General features: G+C 55.5%; 16 protein-coding genes. 8 read left to right on the plus strand and 8 right to left on the minus strand.

Going from position 1 to position 16,000, the window contains the following annotated elements:
• Nucleotides 1-454 precede the first annotated feature (454 nt).
• On the plus strand, nucleotides 455-772 hold the full coding sequence (locus tag ACJ8IL_RS02030) for an antibiotic biosynthesis monooxygenase family protein (RefSeq protein ID WP_025303104.1): 318 nt from the start codon (nucleotides 455-457) through the stop codon (nucleotides 770-772).
• Nucleotides 773-818: 46 nt separating this feature from the next.
• Here the strand turns inward: ACJ8IL_RS02030 and zinT are convergent, their stop codons facing one another.
• Nucleotides 819-1,469 (minus strand): metal-binding protein ZinT, encoded by a 651-nt coding sequence (gene zinT / locus ACJ8IL_RS02035; RefSeq protein ID WP_025303105.1) that lies wholly within the window; start codon nucleotides 1,467-1,469, stop codon nucleotides 819-821.
• 296 nt (nucleotides 1,470-1,765) lie between these two features.
• Here zinT and ACJ8IL_RS02040 point away from each other — a divergent pair, with 296 nt between their 5' ends.
• A complete protein-coding gene (locus tag ACJ8IL_RS02040; RefSeq protein ID WP_025303106.1) occupies nucleotides 1,766-3,301 on the plus strand; it encodes a SpoVR family protein in 1,536 nt (511 codons plus the stop codon).
• A 59-nt stretch (nucleotides 3,302-3,360) separates the two neighbouring features.
• On the opposite strand, the gene fadR is transcribed toward ACJ8IL_RS02040, so the two are convergent.
• Nucleotides 3,361-4,080 carry a fatty acid metabolism transcriptional regulator FadR gene (gene fadR / locus ACJ8IL_RS02045; protein WP_025303107.1) on the minus strand — a complete coding sequence of 240 codons (720 nt, stop codon included), beginning with the start codon at nucleotides 4,078-4,080 and terminating at the stop codon, nucleotides 3,361-3,363.
• 242 nt (nucleotides 4,081-4,322) lie between these two features.
• Here fadR and nhaB point away from each other — a divergent pair, with 242 nt between their 5' ends.
• The 3 genes from nhaB to ACJ8IL_RS02060 all read left to right on the plus strand — a co-directional run bounded on the left by nhaB (nucleotide 4,323) and on the right by ACJ8IL_RS02060 (nucleotide 7,992).
• The gene (nhaB, locus tag ACJ8IL_RS02050) at nucleotides 4,323-5,888 is read left to right on the plus strand and encodes a sodium/proton antiporter NhaB (protein WP_025303108.1); all 1,566 of its coding nucleotides are present in this window, start codon (nucleotides 4,323-4,325) and stop codon (nucleotides 5,886-5,888) included.
• Between the two features lie 119 nt (nucleotides 5,889-6,007).
• The gene (dsbB, locus tag ACJ8IL_RS02055; RefSeq protein ID WP_004932277.1) at nucleotides 6,008-6,538 is read left to right on the plus strand and encodes a disulfide bond formation protein DsbB; all 531 of its coding nucleotides are present in this window, start codon (nucleotides 6,008-6,010) and stop codon (nucleotides 6,536-6,538) included.
• A 692-nt stretch (nucleotides 6,539-7,230) separates the two neighbouring features.
• Entirely contained in the window at nucleotides 7,231-7,992 is a 762-nt protein-coding gene (locus ACJ8IL_RS02060) for an aspartyl/asparaginyl beta-hydroxylase domain-containing protein (protein ID WP_043143013.1), read from the plus strand.
• A 120-nt stretch (nucleotides 7,993-8,112) separates the two neighbouring features.
• On the opposite strand, the gene ACJ8IL_RS02065 is transcribed toward ACJ8IL_RS02060, so the two are convergent.
• The 4 genes from ACJ8IL_RS02065 to ACJ8IL_RS02080 all read right to left on the minus strand — a co-directional run bounded on the left by ACJ8IL_RS02065 (nucleotide 8,113) and on the right by ACJ8IL_RS02080 (nucleotide 10,720).
• A complete protein-coding gene (locus ACJ8IL_RS02065) occupies nucleotides 8,113-8,559 on the minus strand; it encodes a YcgN family cysteine cluster protein (protein ID WP_025303110.1) in 447 nt (148 codons plus the stop codon).
• A 122-nt stretch (nucleotides 8,560-8,681) separates the two neighbouring features.
• Entirely contained in the window at nucleotides 8,682-9,338 is a 657-nt protein-coding gene (locus tag ACJ8IL_RS02070) for a fumarylacetoacetate hydrolase family protein (RefSeq protein ID WP_004932286.1), read from the minus strand.
• Between the two features lie 58 nt (nucleotides 9,339-9,396).
• The gene (locus ACJ8IL_RS02075) at nucleotides 9,397-10,359 is read right to left on the minus strand and encodes a lytic murein transglycosylase (protein WP_225735592.1); all 963 of its coding nucleotides are present in this window, start codon (nucleotides 10,357-10,359) and stop codon (nucleotides 9,397-9,399) included.
• 88 nt (nucleotides 10,360-10,447) lie between these two features.
• Nucleotides 10,448-10,720: a YcgL domain-containing protein gene (locus ACJ8IL_RS02080; RefSeq protein ID WP_261125895.1), complete on the minus strand. Its 273-nt coding sequence runs from the start codon at nucleotides 10,718-10,720 to the stop codon at nucleotides 10,448-10,450.
• 136 nt (nucleotides 10,721-10,856) lie between these two features.
• On the opposite strand from ACJ8IL_RS02080, the gene minC reads away from it, so the two are divergent.
• The 3 genes from minC to minE are packed head-to-tail and all read left to right on the plus strand — an operon-like array spanning nucleotide 10,857 to nucleotide 12,663.
• A complete protein-coding gene (gene minC / locus ACJ8IL_RS02085; protein ID WP_025303113.1) occupies nucleotides 10,857-11,552 on the plus strand; it encodes a septum site-determining protein MinC in 696 nt (231 codons plus the stop codon).
• A 25-nt stretch (nucleotides 11,553-11,577) separates the two neighbouring features.
• Nucleotides 11,578-12,390: a septum site-determining protein MinD gene (gene minD / locus ACJ8IL_RS02090; RefSeq protein ID WP_016927452.1), complete on the plus strand. Its 813-nt coding sequence runs from the start codon at nucleotides 11,578-11,580 to the stop codon at nucleotides 12,388-12,390.
• A 3-nt stretch (nucleotides 12,391-12,393) separates the two neighbouring features.
• A complete protein-coding gene (gene minE / locus ACJ8IL_RS02095; RefSeq protein WP_004932303.1) occupies nucleotides 12,394-12,663 on the plus strand; it encodes a cell division topological specificity factor MinE in 270 nt (89 codons plus the stop codon).
• 237 nt (nucleotides 12,664-12,900) lie between these two features.
• Here the strand turns inward: minE and rnd are convergent, their stop codons facing one another.
• Together rnd and fadD are read right to left on the minus strand one after the other, a co-directional pair.
• Nucleotides 12,901-14,022, minus strand: a complete 1,122-nt coding sequence (gene rnd / locus ACJ8IL_RS02100) for a ribonuclease D (protein ID WP_025303114.1) — start codon at nucleotides 14,020-14,022, stop codon at nucleotides 12,901-12,903.
• An 81-nt stretch (nucleotides 14,023-14,103) separates the two neighbouring features.
• Complete coding sequence (fadD, locus tag ACJ8IL_RS02105; RefSeq protein WP_025303115.1) at nucleotides 14,104-15,792, minus strand: long-chain-fatty-acid--CoA ligase FadD; 1,689 nt, start codon at nucleotides 15,790-15,792, stop codon at nucleotides 14,104-14,106.
• Nucleotides 15,793-16,000 lie beyond the last annotated feature (208 nt).

Consider the following 16,000-nt stretch of genomic DNA (forward strand, 5'->3'; position numbering starts at 1 on the left):
GTCATCAAACGTGACAATATTCACAATTAATTTATCGTCGATGGGTCATGCATTTGCAATAGCCACCTGAAAATAGCGATAAGATGCGGTTTAGAGGGGCCTATGGCGTCAAACCGCCGCTGAATAGATAGCAATGCTATCAATGATAGCAATCAAAAAAGGCGTAATAAGCAACATTGATTTAACAGAATATAAAAATACCAGCCAGTACATAAGCAGAACAAAAAACCAATAAAATAAAAAATTCCAACATAACAAACAAAGAGAGCCCCCTCCCTCCGCAGCAGAAAAATCGCGTAAAATTACAGCTACCGTTAACCTTGCTTTCAGTGCTGGAATAAAACACCCGAGCCCTTAGCCCGCCCGTTTACATTGAACGCTGCAGCACGATATGAACGTTAACGCCAGAAGCAACGCCTAAAGTTCACACTGTCGCTATCGTGGAGAACGCCTTATGTTCATCGCCATCTACCAATTTTCAGTCAAAACCGGGCACGAACACGCCTTTCGCCAGGCCTGGCTTGAATTGACCCAAGGTATCTATCTGCAGCGCGGCAGCCTAGGCTCGCGCCTGCATCAGGATGTGAGCGGGCAGTTTATCGGCTATGCACAATGGCCAAGCCGAGTCGCATGGGAAAGCGCCGGTGATATTCAGTTGGATGAACGCTACCGGCAAGCCCGGGAACGAATGCGTGCGACCTTGCTGGCGGATAAAACGCTGTTTGAAATGGAAGTGACGGACGATTATCTGCAAGTCAGACCGTTTGACTGAGGACAAGCCCACCTAAGCGGGCTTGGGGTCGCGGGAGCGGGGGGCATCAATGATGCAGCATCTCGTCCACGACTTCTTTGGTCTGCAGTTGGAATGGGTAGTAAGTCGGCCAGTTATCCATTTCTTTCAGCAACGCTTCCTGCGAGGTGTTGCCCATAAAGATATGGAAATGCGCCGATTTGCGCGGGCCGATAATGTGATCGCTGAACTGCACGAATTTCGGCGCCAGGCTGCCGGCTTCCTGGCATTCGAACAGATAACGCACGCCCTTTTTACCAGAGACATAGGTCAGGATCTTATGCCCGGCGTACTTATACTGACAAGCGCTGGCTTGGTCGCCGCGGTGAAACTCCATGACGCCGTTTTCAATACCGATGGTATCCACATCGGTGGCGTACCCTTTACGGTAATACGCCTTCACTTCTGCGAAGGTCTTGCTCTTATCCTGCGCCGCTTTCTTCTTGAACACCGGATCGAGATCCCCATTGAGCAGGTAAGGGTACACGGATTGCCACACACCCTCCCAATCCGCCAGGTCGCGATCTTTGACGTCCTTATCGTCGAACACGCCCGCCTCGGCCTTTTTTTCCACTTCCGTCAGCGGCTTGCCATGTGAATGATGCCCGTGGGCAAACGCCTGCCCGCTGATAAACAGCGCTGCCAGCGCCACCGCCACTTTGCCAAAATGCCTCGCCAAAATGCGCTCCTTGTCCGTTATTGAGAAAATGAAAAGTTACAATATAACATAACAACTTTCAATCCCTGTCGTACAACAGGCATGTGTTGCACGCCCTTGCCGCAGGGCTATACTCGGAGAAGACGCGCGGTGCTGTGCCGCCTTCTGCCAGGACGGGCGTCGAATTGAGCGCCGTTCGCGCCTTTGCGTACCGGCATTTTTATTTCACTGATTTGCAATGATTAATTATGACTTGAACTATGCTTGTTACAGGGTCTGCCGTTTGAGCAAGACCCGTGAATAATGAGGGTGCGCTGATGACTACTTCAACACATGAAAAGGTTAAGGATGATAAACGTCTGAGCGATGGACCGGACTGGACGTTCGAACTGCTGCAGGTGTATTTGGAGCAGATCGACCGCGTCGCCAAGCATTACCGGCTCGACACCTACCCCCATCAGATCGAGGTGATCACCTCCGAGCAGATGATGGACGCCTATTCGAGCGTCGGCATGCCGATCAACTATACCCATTGGTCCTTCGGCAAGAAGTTCATCGAAACCGAACAGCGCTACAAACAGGGCCAGCAAGGGCTGGCGTATGAAATCGTCATCAACTCCAATCCCTGCATCGCCTACCTGATGGAGGAGAACACCATCACCATGCAGGCGCTGGTGATGGCACACGCCTGCTATGGCCACAACTCGTTCTTCAAGAATAACTATCTGTTCCGCAGCTGGACCGACGCCAGTTCCATCGTCGATTATCTGTTGTTCGCCCGTCACTACATCAGCCAGTGCGAAGAACGCTACGGCGTAGAAGAAGTGGAACGGTTGCTGGACTCCTGCCACGCACTGATGAGCTACGGCGTCGACAGGTACAAACGCCCGCAGAAAATCTCCTTGGTGGAAGAGAAAGCGCGCCAGAAAAGCCGCGAAGAATATCTGCAAAGCCAGGTGAACACGCTGTGGAAGACCCTGCCACGCGTCGAGCGCGAAGAGTCGCCGGAGCAGGCTCGTCGCTATCCAAGCGAACCGCAGGAAAATATCCTCTATTTTATCGAGAAGAACGCACCGCTACTGGAACCTTGGCAGCGTGAGGTGTTACGCATCGTGCGCAAAGTCAGCCAGTATTTCTACCCGCAAAAACAGACTCAGGTGATGAACGAGGGCTGGGCCACCTTCTGGCACTACACCATCCTCAACCATTTGTACGACGAGGGCCGTGTGACCGAGCGGTTTATGCTGGAGTTTTTACACAGCCACACCAACGTGGTGTATCAGCCGCCTTACAACAGCCCGTACTATAACGGCATCAACCCTTATGCACTGGGCTTCGCCATGTTCCAGGACATCAAGCGCATCTGCCAATCACCGACCGAGGAAGACCGCTACTGGTTCCCGGACATCGCCGGAAAAGACTGGTTGGAGACACTGCACTTCGCCATGCGCGACTTCAAGGACGAGAGCTTTATCAGCCAGTTCCTGTCGCCCAAAGTGATGCGCGACTTCCGCTTGTTCACCGTGCTGGACGACGATCGCAACAACTATCTGGAAATTGCCGCGATCCACAACGAGGCCGGCTACCGGGCGATCCGTCAGGAGCTGTCTGCACAATACAACCTGAGCAATCACGAGCCGAACATTCAGATCTGGAACGTGGACCTGCGCGGCGACCGCTCGCTAACATTGCGTTATATCCCACAGGAGCGTGCGCCGTTGGATAAAAGCCGTCGCGACGTGTTGAAGCACCTGCACCGCCTGTGGGGCTTCGACGTGATCCTAGAACAGCAAAACGAAGACGGCAGCGTGGAGCTGCTCGATCGGTGCCCGCCGCGACCAACGCCGCTGTAATCCGCCATAACGACAAAGGGCGCCAAAATGGCGCCCTTTCTTAATTTCATTATACGCAATCAGCGACGCGCTTCGGTCAGATCGCTCGGCATGGTGCCCTGCATGCTCTGCCAAATCGCCCCGCTGTCTTTACCGTAGTTGCGCACGGTGTCCATCACCTGGTCGTACAGCTTCTCATGGCACAGCGTGGACAGCTTGCTGTAGAAGGTCAGCGCCAGCTTACGCGCTTCCGGGTTGGAGAAGTAGTAACGGCCCACGCGGGTGTACAGCCCTTTCAGGCCGTTGAAAATCAAGCCGTAGATCGGGTTGCCAGAAGCGAACGCCAAACCACGGAAGATCTCGTAATCGAGCAGATTGAACGCGTCTGCCTGATCTTCTACCTCGGCGGCTTTCGCCAGCACTTCCTGGGCCTGTTCCGGATGATTGCGCACCGCGGCGCGAATAAAGATCGACGCGATATTGGTGCGCACGGACAGCAGGTTATCGATCAGCTGCGGGACGCTTTTGTGATCGAGACGGGCTACGGTCTCAAGGATATTGAGGCCGGACGTTTCCCAGAAATTGTTCACTTTGGTCGGTTTGCCATGCTGAATGGTCAACCAACCATCGCGGGCCAGACGTTGCAACACTTCACGTAACGTAGTGCGCGTGACGCCAATCAACTCCGAAAGCTCACGCTCCGCGGGCAAAATAGAGCCAGGGGGGAAGCGATTATTCCAAATACTCTCAATAATGTACTCTTCCGCGAAACCGGCAGGACTCTGCGCCTTTATGACCATGTGTTTGACGTTCCGTTGCGACGATAAAATCAGTAAAAGTAATCAGCTCATCATACCAGATCGTGCTGACATGACATAGCGTGAGCGAAAAACAATAAACGAAAGTGTGCATAAAGTGGCAAAAAACGCGCAAAAACACCGGCCGAAGGAAATTTGCCGCCGTAAAACAAGCTCCGGTTGCACACGCCCCCACCGCATTGTTAGGGTACGTGCTACGACTGATTAAGGATGCATAGAGGACAATGGAAACAACCCTGCGCAGCGCCCTGCTCAAAAATTTTCTGGGGCAATCTCCCGACTGGTACAAACTGACCATTCTCATTTTTCTGGCGATCAACCCCCTGGTGTTCTTTTTCGCCAGCCCGTTTATTGCGGGTTGGCTGCTGGTGGTCGAGTTCATCTTTACCCTGGCGATGGCGCTGAAATGCTACCCGTTGCTGCCGGGCGGCCTGCTGGCGCTAGAGGCCGTGGCCATCGGCATGACCAGCCCGGCGCAGGTTTCGCAGGAAATCGAACATAATCTGGAAGTGTTGCTGCTGCTGATCTTTATGGTGGCAGGCATCTACTTTATGAAGCAGCTGCTGCTGTTCGTGTTCACCAAGCTGCTGCTCAACATCCGTTCGAAAACGCTGCTGTCGCTGGCGTTTTGCCTGGCCGCCGCCTTCCTTTCTGCCTTCCTCGACGCGCTGACGGTCGTGGCGGTAGTGATCAGCGTGGCCACCGGTTTCTATTCCATCTATCACAACGTGACGTCAAACCGCCCTGACGGCGACATTGGCGATGACAGTGATTTTACCGGCGAAGAGCGCAAACAGACGCTGGAGCAATTCCGCGCCTTTCTGCGCAGCCTGCTGATGCACGCCGGCGTCGGCACCGCGCTCGGCGGGGTCATGACCATGGTGGGCGAGCCGCAAAACCTGATTATCGCCAAAAACGCGGGCTGGGGTTTTATCGATTTCTTCCTGCGTATGGCGCCGGTCACGCTGCCGGTGTTGGTGTGCGGCCTGCTGGTGTGTTGGCTGGTAGAACGTTTTCGCCTGTTTGGCTACGGCGCGCAATTGCCGGGAGCGGTGCGCGACGTGCTGAAAGAGTATGACCGCAAGGCCAGCGCAGGCCGTAGCAAACAAGAACGGCTTAAATTGGTGATGCAGGCGCTGATCGGCGTTTGGCTGGTGCTGGCGTTGGCCTTCCATCTGGCAGAAGTTGGGCTGATCGGCCTGTCGGTCATCGTTCTCGCCACCTCCCTGTGCGGCGTGAACGACGAGCACGCCATCGGCAAAGCGTTCCAGGAAGCGCTGCCATTCACCGCTCTGCTGACGGTGTTCTTCACCGTGGTCGCAGTGATCATCGAACAGCACCTGTTCAGCCCGGTGATCCAGTTTGTGCTGCGCGCCGAGCCCTCCTCTCAGCTTTCGCTGTTCTACCTGTTCAACGGCCTGCTGTCGTCGGTTTCCGACAACGTGTTCGTCGGCACCGTTTACATCAACGAGGCGCGCACCGCGCTGGAAACCGGCGCGATCGGGCTGAAGCAGTTCGAGCTGCTGGCGGTCGCCATCAATACCGGCACCAACCTGCCCTCGGTCGCCACCCCTAATGGGCAGGCGGCGTTTCTGTTCCTGCTGACGTCGGCATTGGCGCCGCTGGTGCGTCTGTCGTATGGCCGCATGGTCTGGATGGCCCTGCCTTATACGGTGGTGTTGACGGTAGTTGGCCTGCTGTGCGTCCAATTCACTTTGGAGCCGGCGACCGAGCTGTTGACGCAGTGGCATTGGCTGACGCTGCCGCCCATCGACACCGTCAGCCACTGAGACGGCGCCGGCAGGGTGAACCGATATTTTTACGCTGAAACCGGCCCAAGTGGCTGGCAGCGAGGGGGAATTGGTTTACACTGCCGGTTCAATTGCTTACTGCATGGAAGAATCTAGATATGTTGCAATTCTTTAACCGCTGTTCACAAGGACGCGGCGCCTGGCTGCTGATGGCCCTGACAGCGTTGGTGTTGGAACTGGTCGCGCTCTATTTCCAGCACGTTATGCTGCTGCAGCCGTGCGTGATGTGCATTTACGAGCGTTGCGCGCTATTCGGCATCCTCGGCGCCTCGTTGGTAGGCGCTATCGCGCCGAAAACCCCGCTGCGCTACGCGGCGATCTTGCTGTGGATCTACAGCGCCTGGGAAGGCGTACAGCTGGCGTGGAAGCACACCATGATCCAGTTGCATCCTTCGCCATTCAATACCTGCGATTTCTTCGTCAGCTTCCCGTCCTGGCTGCCGCTGGACAAATGGTTGCCGGCGGTGTTCCACGCTTCCGGTGACTGTTCCGTGCGTCAATGGCAGTTCCTGACGCTGGAAATGCCACAATGGCTGGTTGGTATCTTCGGCGCCTATCTGCTGGTGGCGCTGATTGTACTGATCGCACAGTTTGTCCGCCCACGCCGCCGCGATCTGTTCGGCCGCTGAACGGCAGACAAACAAAAAACGGCGCCACCAGGCGCCGTTTTTTTAGGGTATTACTGTCAAATTCAGAGATAACCCCATTTCAGGTATGTGTAAGGAAGTAAACGAGCACGATTAGCGCTCCAGCTACGGCAAACAGACGGACCATTTTCATTGTTATGCTCTCGAACTTGCGGGAGAGCGGCCAAATTACCCAACTTATCGTTTAAAAAGAAGCATCCCGGCTCAGTTCAGCACGTAATTTACATAACATTAAACTTCTGCAATACCTGGGGCTAAAACCGGCCCTTCCTTTCAACCTTCGAGCATCAATAAATTACCGTTACTTATGAACGACTGCGCCTTTGTCACATTCAGAGCACAATATTTTGGTGAAGTTTACCCATAAAATCCTTATAGTATCGGCAACGTGAGTACTACCGATTTCCCTGGTGTTGTTGTGTGTCTTGCCCCTCATCTTTGCAGGGGCTTTTTTCCCCCTATCCCCCATCACGCAACCCCTTACCCGCCTTAAATAAATTGTTGGAATTTCCCTCTATCCGGCACCAAGCATCAACGCCATTCGCGCATTAAAGATTAAAATCGTTCGCGATGCTTTCCCTATGCTGAATGACGTGTTGACTTTCACCCTTTCTTCCTGTGAGCCAGGCTTTGGCTGACTACTGCACATCATATGACATCAAGGACACGATACTATGCCGGATACCACATTGCCCCCTTCGTCTCAGCGCCCATTCCTGCGGCGCATGCTGCTCAAAGCAGGGAAAAAATTCCTGCGCTGGAACGGCGATTTTCAGACTCGCCATTCGCTGATCTCCACCACGCCGCGGATCGGTAATCATGAATTTAATTGGGTCACGGCGCTGGAAGCCCGTTGGCCTGCCATTCGCGAGGAGTTGGATCGGTTGCTGGAGCACCCGGAGGATATCCCCGCGTTCCACCAAATATCACCGGATCAGCAACGCATCTCCAAAGGGGATAATTGGAAAACCTTCGGGCTGTTTGTCTACGGGCAGCGGGTTGATGAGAACTGCGCCATTTGCCCGCAGACCGCACAGGCGGTCAGCGAGATCCCCGGCATGCGCACCGCCATGTTTTCGATCCTTAAGCCGCACTATCACATCGTCCCCCACAAAGGCCCGACTCGTGCCGTGGTGCGCGCGCATTTGGGATTAATCGTGCCAAAGGATCGGGAAAAGCTCTGGATCCGCGTTGACGACCAAATTCTGCACTGGGATGAAGGCAAGGTGATTTTGTTTGATGATTCCTACGAACACGAGGTTCGCAATGATACCGACGAACTGCGCGCTGTGCTGTTTCTCGATATCGACCGGCCGATGGATAAAGTGGGGACGGCGGTGAATAAACTGCTGTTCAGCCTGATCAAAGCCAGCCCATATGTGAAGCAGCCGCTGAAAAATCTGGCTAACTGGCATCGCCGCGACAAAAAAGCGTGAAATGGCGGCTTATGCCATGAGCCCCACACCCGTTGGTTAGCTCAATAACGCAGAGGGCGGCATGTCTGAACACGCCGCCCTCTTGCATGAAAACGCGTATTGCTCTGCAGGCGCCCGCCTTTACCTAGCCCAGTCCGGCTTGTTGAGGATATGGTCCTGCCAGTCCACCACCTCGCTTTCACGCACCGCGATATGCCGCACCGTAATGCGCTCGCCGTGCATTGCCGCCTTGGAACCGCTCAGCAGCGGATGCCAGGGGAACAGCGGCTTGCCTTCACCGATCAGGCGATAGGCGCAGGTCGGCGGCAACCACTCGAAGGTGGTGAGATTCTCGCGCGTCAATTTGATGCAGTCTTCTTCCAGCTCGAAGCGCCGCTCATAGTTACGGCATTGGCAGGATTTGATGTTGAGCTGGTTGCAGGCTACGTTGGTAAAATAAATCTCGTCGGTATCTTCGTCGATCAGCTTATTCAAACAGCATTGCCCGCACCCGTCGCACAGCGATTCCCACTCTTGTTCTGACATTTCCGCCAGCGTTTTCTGTTGCCAAAAAGCGAGTTGTGACATGTTAGCGTCCGGTTTCGGTAAATGGATAAGTCACCTGCGCACAGGTTCGAGGGGGGACTATATAGACATTTTAGCCACAAGATGCAAGCTTTGCCGCCGACACCGCCGGCGGCAAGGAAAAATCAGATCACCCGGGTGCTGAGCGTTTTGCCGTTCAGGCTGATTTTCAGCATGTCTCCGGAAGCCATCGGGCCCACGCCCTGCGGCGTGCCGGTCAGGATGATGTCGCCGGCGCGCAGCGTGAAGAAACGGCTCATATAGCTGATTAGCGGCAGGATCGGCGTGATCATGTCGCGCGTATTGCCCTGCTGGCGCAGTTGATCGTTGACGGTCAACGACAGCTCGGCGTTTTGCGGATCGCCGAATTCCGCCACCGGAATAAACCCCGACATCGGGCAGGAACCGTCGAAGGCCTTGGCCTTTTCCCACGGCTGGCCGGCTTTTTTAAAGCCCGCCTGCAAATCGCGCAACGTCAGATCGAGCGCCACACCGTAGCCGGCGATCGCCCGCGCAACGCGGTCTTCGTTGGCCTGTTTCAACGGCGTACCGATCAGCACCGCCAGCTCTACCTCATGGTGCACCGCACCAAATTCTTTAGGGATGGCCACCGGCTGGCGGATATCACACAGCGCCGTTTCCGGTTTGATAAACACCACCGGCTCGACGGAAACCGCGCTGCCCATTTCCTTGATGTGATCGGCATAGTTACTGCCGACGCAAACCACCTTGTTCACCGGGAAATCGAGCAGCGAACCCTGCCAGTCTCTATGTTGATACATACCGCTTCTCCCAAACTGTAGAGGCTTGGCGCGCCAAGCCGATTATTGGTGTGCCGGATCAATGTCCGATCGCGTCCGCCATCATACCCACGGCGATAGCGAAATAGTAAGAGCGATTCCAGTGCATGAGGGTGCGGAAATTATCATAGACCAGGAACGTCCGGCCCTGCAGATCATCCGGCGCAATGATCCAACCGCGCTGAACGGCATGCGGCAACGCACTGCCATCCGCACGACGTACCCCGCGTTGTTGCCAGGCGTTGACGCTGCGCGCCTGCGCGTCTTTCAACCCCAGCTCGGCCCGATTGAAACCGGCGGGCAGTTTGACCTCACGCCCCCAGCCGATGCCGGGCTGCCAGCCCTCTTTGGACAAATAACTGGCCGTAGACGCGAAGACATCATCAATGTTGTTCCAGATATCGATGCGCCCGTCACCGTCACCGTCCGCCGCATAGCGCAGGAAAGAGCTCGGCATAAACTGGCATTGCCCCATCGCGCCGGCCCAGGAACCTTTCAGCGGTGTATCGCCGACGTGCCCCTGCTCGACTATCTGCAGTGCCGCCATCAGCTCCTGGCTGAAAAAGGCTTCGCGGCGCCCTTCAAACGCCAGCGTCGCCAGCGCGGACACCACATCTTCCCGCCCCTGAATCTTGCCGTAGGCGCTCTCCATGCCCCACAGCGCGATGATATAGCGCCCCGGCACCCGATAGCGCTCGCCGGCGCGCGTCCATTGCGCGTGGCGCTGCCGGTACAGTTCGCGCCCCTGGCGCACTTTAACGGGCGTCATCACCCGCCGCAGATAGTCATCCAGGGTTACCTTCTGCTCCGGCTGATTGCGATCGGCCTTGATCACCCGATCGACGAAATGGATTTGCGCAAAGGCGCGGTCGAGGGTGGCCTGACTGATGCCCTGCTCCCGCGCCCGGCGCTTGAGCTGTTCGACATACGCCGGGAACTGCGCCGGATCCCGGCCGCTCGTCGCCAGCGTCGTCTCCTGCGCCGCCTGCGCTGCGCCCGGCATCAGCACCCCGCCCAACGTCAGCCAGGCGGCCAATACAATTCTTCTTGCCGAAGGTGTCATCGCGCCTCCCCTGGCCGTGGCAACTGTCTCAGACCTTGTCGCCCGCCAGATGCTGGTTGAGCAGGTTTTCTACCGGCGGCGGGAACTGCAGGTAATAGCCTTCGTCTTTCAACGCCTGCTTCACCTTTTCGATATCCGCCGAGGCCAATTTCTTGCGCTCATCGAGCGACAGCATCATGGCGAATTGCGGTACGCCGAAACTTTTCATCAGCGCTTCCGGCACACGAGAGAAATCGTCTTTTTTTTCGACATAAAGATAAGTTTGATCGCGTTTCGGGCTTCTATAGATCACACAAAGCATTTTTTTAACTCTATTTAATTGAGGGAGCGTCTTGCCTGGATATAACTCTGACTATAACATGCTTATAGTACATCGGAATATCGCACCCCGAGTGGTATTCCGGGGATTTAAAGTTGCTGAGACTGAGTCAGGATAGATGTCACAATCGCCAATTGAGCTAAAAGGCAGCAGTTTTACCCTATCGGTTGTTCATTTGCATAATTCACAGCCCGAGGTAATACGTCAGGCGTTACAGGAAAAAGTTGAGCAAGCGCCCGCTTTTCTGAAAAACGCCCCTGTTGTTATCAACGTCGCAACGCTGGAAGGCGATGCGAACTGGAAAGAACTTCAACAGGCTGTCGCGGCAGCAGGCCTGCGCGTTGTGGGTATCAGCGGTTGCAGAGATGAGCGTCAAAAGCGCGCGATAGCCCGTGCCGGGCTGCCGCTGCTGAGCGAAGGCAAAGGCCAGAAGATGGCTGCGCCGGAGCCTGCACCTGCGCCCGTGGTGGCGGATAACGCCCCCGCCAAAACGCGCATCATCAGTACGCCTGTCCGTTCCGGCCAACAGATTTACGCCCGCAACTGCGATCTTATCGTGACCAGCAGCGTCAGCGCCGGCGCCGAATTGATTGCCGATGGCAATATTCATGTCTACGGCATGATGCGCGGTCGCGCACTGGCAGGCGCGTCAGGCGACACGCAATGTCAGATTTTTTGCACCCACCTGGCGGCTGAGCTAGTCTCTATCGCAGGGCAGTACTGGTTGAGCGACCAAATCCCGTCCGATTACGTCGGGCAGGCCGTACGACTCAGCCTGTTGGATAACGCTTTAACCATACAACCTTTAAATTAAGCCCTTTTGACAAGGAATCCATTTCATGGCACGCATTATTGTTGTTACATCGGGTAAAGGGGGCGTTGGCAAGACCACTTCGAGCGCGGCCATCGCTACCGGCCTGGCCCAGAAAGGCAAGAAAACCGTCGTGATCGATTTCGATATCGGCCTGCGTAATCTTGACCTGATTATGGGCTGCGAACGTCGGGTAGTGTATGATTTCGTGAACGTGATTCAGGGCGATGCCACGCTGAATCAGGCGTTGATCAAAGACAAACGCACTGAAAACCTCTATATCCTGCCGGCTTCGCAGACGCGCGACAAAGACGCGTTGACCCGCGAAGGCGTTGAAAAAATCCTCAACGATCTCGGCGAGATGGATTTTGACTTCGTGGTGTGCGATTCACCGGCCGGTATCGAAACCGGTGCGCTGATGGCGCTGTACTTCGCCGACGAAGCTATCATCACCACCAACCCGGAAGTGTCTTCGGTACGCGACTCTGACCGTATCCTGGGTATCCTCTCTTCCAAGTCACGCCGCGCCGAGAAAGGCGAATCGCCAATCAAGGAACACCTGCTGCTGACCCGTTACAACCCGGGCCGCGTCAGCCGTGGCGACATGCTGAGCATGGAAGACGTGCTTGAAATTCTGCGCATTCCGCTGGTGGGTGTGATCCCGGAAGACCAGTCCGTGCTGCGCGCTTCCAACCAGGGTGAGCCTGTCATTCTGGATGCCGAGTCAGACGCCGGTAAGGCGTACGACGATACCGTTTGCCGCTTGTTGGGGGAAGAACGCCCATTCCGCTTCATTGAAGAAGAGAAGAAGGGTTTCCTGAAACGCCTTTTTGGGGGATAAACCATGGCCTTATTAGACTTCTTTCTGTCCCGCAAAAAACAGACAGCCAATATAGCCAAGGAACGGCTGCAGATTATCGTCGCAGAGCGTCGTCGCGGGGACAGTGAGCCCCCGTATCTGCCTGATCTGAAACGCGATATTCTGGCGGTTATTTGCAAATACATTCAGATCGATCCTGAAATGCTGCATGTGCAGTTCGAGCAGAAAGGGGACGATATTTCGGTACTTGAACTTAACGTGACATTACCGGAATCGGAAGAAGCAGCTAAATGATTGCGACGCATTAATTACCCCCTGTATATTTTATGCAGGGGGTAACTGTATGTGTATCCAGTTATTAAGCATTATCGGCAGCAAAAAATTGATTTTTCCCTTTGGGACAATTCCCAATTAACTTTGCCGCCACCTCGTTTAAAGTAAATTCTGGCCAGATTTACCTTCAACGCATTATTTCCTGCCTATATTCACCCGAGCAGAGTTTCCCTACCCTGCCCTGGTGATAACCAGCGATTAATAATCTTTCAGGATGTCCTGCAACGGCGCCATTAATAAATCGCCGCGCCAGCCGCTGATTAATTCAGGGCGACTCTCGCCGTCCTTCAGTTTCCAATGCCAGTTCAACAATTGGTTAATTTGGCGACGGGATGCGAGCAGCTCGCTGCTCAACCCGCTTTGCTCGCTGACGGTAGCGATAGCGGCCTTGATGTCCTTAAACACCTTCTTGTAGCCCGGCTGATCGATAAGGTTAGCCAATGGCGCGGGCAACTCGGACTCCTCCAGCGCTTCGGCTTCGGCCACCAGCGCCAGCAGCGTTTTGCCGTGATAACGGATCTCCGGCCCGCTCAGCCCCAGAGAATCCAGTTCTCCGAGCGAAGACGGCATATAGCGCGCCACCTGCCATAGGTTCTCCTCACGCACCACGAAGTTCACCGCCAGATCGCGCTCGCGCGCCTGGCGCAACCGCCATTCTGCCAACTTCTGCAAACAGCCGAGCTGACGCGGGCGCAGCTGCCAGGCATTGCTGATTTCGCGATAGGCCACTTCCGGCGCCAGCGTCTCGCTACGGCGTTGGCACAGCAGCAGGCACTCGTTATGGGCCGCAGCAGTCCAGCCGGCCTCTTCGGTCTCCTGCACCAGCTGTTTGGCCATCGGCAGCAGGTAGAACACGTCGGCGGCCGCATACACGCACTGTCTTTCGGTCAGCGGGCGCGCCAGCCAGTCGGTGCGCGACTCGCTCTTGTCCAGTTCAACCTTCATGTACTCCGCCACCAGCGTCGCAAAACCGCAGGAGAGCGGCCGACCGGTAAAGGCCGCCAGGATCTGGGTGTCGATCATCGGCGTCGGCAGCGTTTTAAAGGCGTTGAGAAACACTTCAAGATCTTCACTGCCGGCATGCAGGAACTTCACCACGGCGGTGTCGGCCAGCAGGTCGACAAACGGCTGCCATTGCTTGATCGGCAGAGGATCGATGAGGGAGAGTTGTTCACCGTCGTAGAGCTGGATCAGGCCCAGCTGAGGATAGTAGGTGCGCGTTCTGACAAACTCGGTGTCCAGCGCAATCTGGGCATGCTTTCTCGCCTGCTCGCAGACCTGCTGCAATCCGGCATCGGTAGTGATCAACTGATAATTCAAAACATCATTCTCTTGTAGGATTCAAACACAACAACGCCGGCATTCACCGGCGTTGTTGATAGTCAGACGCGAAAGCGACACCTAGGCGGCATCGGCCGGCTTCGGCGTTTTTAGCTCATCGCGCAGTTCTCGCCGCAAAATCTTGCCGACGTTCGACTTCGGCAGTTCATCGCGGAACTCAACAATTTTAGGCACTTTATACCCGGTCAGGTGGCGACGGCAATGGGTCAACAGCTCTTCCTTGGTCAGCGAGGCGTCTTTCTTCACCACGCAGATCTTCACCGTTTCACCGGAGGCCTCGCTGGGCACGCCGATTGCCGCACATTCCAGCACTTTCGGGTGCTGGCTGACCACATCTTCAATCTCGTTCGGATACACGTTGAAACCCGAGACCAGGATCATGTCTTTCTTGCGGTCGACGATGCGCACAAATCCCTGATCGTCCACGGTCACCACATCGCCGGTCGCCAGCCAGCCATCTTTAAGCACTTCATCGGTGGCTTCCGGGCGCTGCCAATAGCCTAACATAACTTGCGGCCCTTTGACCCACAGTTCGCCCGGTTCGCCCGGCGGCACGTCATGGCCGTTGTCGTCCACCAACCGAATGTCCGTCGACGGCACCGGCAGGCCGATGCTGCCGCTGTAGTGTTTCAGATCGTAAGGGTTACCGGCCACCAACGGCGCGCACTCGGTCAGACCATAGCCTTCCAGCAGGTGTTTACCGGTGGTTTTCTCCCACTTCTCGGCCACCGCTTTTTGCACCGACATACCGCCGCCGACCGAGAAACGCAGCGTAGAGAAATCGAGTTTGTGGAACTCTTCGTTGTTCAGCAACGCGTTGAACAGCGTATTCACCCCGCTCATGGCGGTGAACGGATATTTACCCAGCTCCTTCACCAGCCCCGGAATATCGCGCGGGTTGGTGATCAGCAAATTGCGCCCGCCCAGATCGATAAACAGCAGGCAGTTCACCGTCAGCGCGAAAATGTGGTATAGCGGCAACGCCGTCACCACCAGTTCCTGCCCTTCACGGAACAGCGGCGAATAAGCGGCCTTGGCCTGCTCAAGGTTGGCCTGCATGTTACGGTGCGTCAGCATCGCGCCCTTCGCCACGCCGGTGGTACCGCCGGTGTATTGCAGGAAAGCCAAATCGCTATTAATGATGTCCGGTTTTACATATTGCAGACGGCGGCCGCGTTGCAGCGCGCTGCGGAATGAAATGGCGTCCGGCAGGTTGTATTTGGGCACCAGGCGCTTGACGTATTTGACCACGAAGTTGACCAGCGTGCCTTTGGCGGCCGAAAGCTGGTCGCCCATGCGCGTCAGGATCACGTGTTTGACCTGGGTGTTGAACACCACTTTTTCCAGCGTATGGGCAAAGTTGGAAACGATAACGATGGCGCTGGCCCCGCTATCGTTCAACTGGTGCTCCAGCTCGCGCGGGGTATACAACGGGTTGACGTTGACCACCACCATGCCGGCACGCAGAATGCCGAACAGAGCGATGGGGTATTGCAACAGGTTAGGCATCATCAGCGCGACACGGTCGCCCTTCTTCAGGCCCAGTTCATTTTGCAGGTAAGCCGCGAAAGCCCGGCTGCGTTCTTCCAGTTTGCGGAAGGTCATCACCTCGCCCATGTTGATAAAGGCGGGCTGATCGGCATAACGCTGCACGGCATGCTCAAACATTTCGATCAACGACGAATAGCGATCGGCATCAATCTCTGCGGGCACATCTGCCGGATACCGTTTTAACCAGACCTTATCCAAGGTATTACTCCTGAAATCATTACTAATTATCATCGCAGCCCTCAAACTCGCAGCCTAACCATAACAATATTTTAACTCAGCAGACCAGTTCGGGTTTTAAACATTATTCAGGTTGCGATGTACGTCACTAATTGTCGGATATTCCCTATCCCAAAAAGCAAAAGGGCGGCCTGAGCCGCCCTGTCAAATATGTTCACATCAAGCGTAT

The sequence above is a fragment of the Serratia sp. CY47444 genome (assembly GCF_052168635.1).
GTDB lineage: Bacteria > Pseudomonadota > Gammaproteobacteria > Enterobacterales > Enterobacteriaceae > Serratia > Serratia bockelmannii.